This window comes from Synechococcus sp. R3-13 (genome assembly GCF_047462195.1).
GTDB lineage: Bacteria > Cyanobacteriota > Cyanobacteriia > Thermostichales > Thermostichaceae > Thermostichus.
In genome coordinates this window covers 1-2421 of record NZ_JANSIO010000089.1, presented here as the reverse complement: position 1 = coordinate 2421, position 2421 = coordinate 1, and the positions used below count along the sequence as shown (strand labels likewise).

Annotated in this window: 3 protein-coding genes; 2 read left to right on the top strand and 1 reads right to left on the bottom strand. The window is 59.4% G+C overall.

The features are described 5' to 3' along the window. Positions 1-401 (top strand): response regulator (locus NW856_RS03015; RefSeq protein WP_414399020.1); only part of this gene is annotated, 401 nt, incomplete at its 5' end. 72 nt (positions 402-473) lie between these two features. Here NW856_RS03015 and upp read toward each other — a convergent pair. Beyond that, positions 474-1109, bottom strand: a complete 636-nt coding sequence (gene upp / locus NW856_RS03010) for a uracil phosphoribosyltransferase (protein ID WP_414329961.1) — start codon at positions 1107-1109, stop codon at positions 474-476. A 114-nt stretch (positions 1110-1223) separates the two neighbouring features. Here upp and NW856_RS03005 point away from each other — a divergent pair, with 114 nt between their 5' ends. Then, positions 1224-2411 (top strand): metallophosphoesterase family protein, encoded by a 1188-nt coding sequence (locus NW856_RS03005; RefSeq protein WP_414399019.1) that lies wholly within the window; start codon positions 1224-1226, stop codon positions 2409-2411. Positions 2412-2421: the final 10 nt, after the last annotated feature.

The following is a 2421-nucleotide window of genomic DNA, read 5'->3' as shown; positions in this document are numbered from 1 at the left end:
GCCAGACCACCGTGTTGATCGTGGACGACTCGATCGCCGTTCGGGAGCTGCTCTCGATGTCTTTCCAGAAGGTGGGCTACCGGGTGGAACAGGCGCGGGATGGCCAGGATGCCTGGGAAAAGCTGCGCGGCGGCCTGCCCTGCGACCTCATCTTCTGCGACATCGAGATGCCGCGGATGGACGGCCTAGAACTGCTCACCCGCCTGCGGGAAGACAGCAACTTCAAGCATCTCCCGGTTGCCATGCTCACCTCGCGGGGGGCAGAACGGCACCGGCAAACAGCACGGGAGCTGGGAGCAACTGCCTACTTCACCAAGCCCTATCTGGAAGAGGAGCTGCTCAGCGCTGCTGCCCGCATGTTGAGGGGGGAACAGTTGTTGGCGCCCAACCCAACTTCCTAATCGCGACAGCGGTGCGGTTCCCGTTCAGTGTGGCGCAGCAACATAGGGTGCTGTAGGCATGGCACTCTCCCATCAGCGGGTGCCGAACAGGCGATCCCCTGCATCTCCTAGGCCGGGGAGGATGTAGCCGTGCTCGTCTAGGCCATCGTCTACAGCAGCGGTATAGATTGGCACATCTGGGTTCTGTTCGTGGAAATACCGGATCCCTTCTGGGGCGGCCACCAGGCAGATGAAGCGGATCGACTGGGGTCGGGTTTGGCGTAGGCGCGCTACAGCCGCTGCTGCCGAATGGCCGGTGGCCAACATTGGATCCACCACCAGCACCTCACGATCTTCGATATCGGTGGGCACCTTGAAGTAGTACTCGATGGGGATCAGGGTATGGGGATCCCGATATAGGCCGATATGCCCCACCCGTGCTGATGGGATCAGCTCCAGCATGCCGTCGAGGAGCCCTTGGCCGGCCCGCAGGATGGAGACAAGCACCAACTTTTTCTCTGCCGCCAACATCGGCGCCAACATTGGGGCCATCGGGGTTTGAATGGGCTGCAGCTTGAGGGGCAAATCGCGGGTCACCTCGTAGGCCATCAAGAGGCTGATCTCCCGCATCAGCGCTCGGAAGTCGGCGGTTGTAGTTTCAACACGGCGCATGAGGCTGAGCTTGTGCTGCACCAGAGGGTGATCGATGGTAATCACCTGGGCCACCATGCTGTGCTCCTGAGATAATCGGGATCCCGTGATGGATGCCAGAATAGCAGAAGCGCTTGTCCCCCCGGTGGGCCGAAGGCTCTATCTGCTTGCTGTTGTCAAGGGGAGTAATCCGTGCAGATCCGCTTTGCTGTGGTGAGCGATCCCCACGTCGCCCTCCCTTCCACCCTTTGGGATCACCCCAGCCGGTTTCACTTGGTAGAGGTGAGCATTCCGGCTCTGGAACAGGTTTTGCAGCATCTGGTGCAGTTGCCTTTGGATTTTCTGCTGTTGCCGGGGGATCTGACCCAGCATGGGGAGCCGGAAAACCATGCGTGGCTGGCGGAGCGGCTGGCTCGGCTGCCCTTTCCGGCTTTTGTGGTGCCCGGCAACCACGATGTGCCCCAGCCCAAGGCCAACGGGCGCTCCATCGGTTTGGCTGATTTTCCCCGCTACTACCAAGCTTTTGGCTATGAGGACGGGCAGTCTTTGGATTACAGCCGGGTTCTGCGGCCAGGGATCCGTTTGATCGGCCTCAATTCCAACCATTTTGATGCTCAGGGTCAATTGGTGGGGTGTCTAACCCCAGAACAACTGACCTGGCTGGAGAAAGAATTGGCGGCAGCCGAGGAAGAGCTGGTGCTGCTGATGGTGCACCATAATGTGGTCGAGCATCTGCGCGGCCAGTCTCTCCATCCCTGGGGGCGTCGCTACATGCTGGAGAATGCCTCTCAGTTGCGGCGGCTGCTGCAAGCTTATGGGGTGCAACTGGTGTTCACCGGACATCTGCACATCCAGCACATCGCCCGACGAGGGGGGGTTTACGACATTACCACCGGCTCTTTGGTCAGCTTTCCCCACCCCTACCGCCTTGTCGAGATCCGGTCGGATCGAGAGACCGGAATCCAAGTCCATATCCAGAGCTACCGGGTGGGATCCCTGCCCGATTGGCCCGATTTGCAAGCGTTCTCCCGGGAGTGGATGGCCCAGCGCAGCGAACCAGCGGTGGTTAAGTTTTTAACCTCCGCACCGCTGAATTTGCCTTTGGAACAGGCACAAGCCTTGGCCCCACAATTGCGCTACTTTTGGGCAGCGGTGGCTGCCGGGGATCCAGACCTCACTTTCCCCGACTTTCCCCAGCCAGCAGGCCGATTTCTGGAGCGTTTCAGCCGTTGTTTTCGCTGCCCGCCTGATAACCAGGCCCAGTTTCGTTTGACTTCGATTTTCTCTTTTCCAGTTTCTAAGGATCCCCCCGAAGGGGGAACAATCACAGAGAGAATTTTGAAGCCGTTAGGACTTATTGGAAAGGTTTCCAATTTCTAGGGATCCCCCC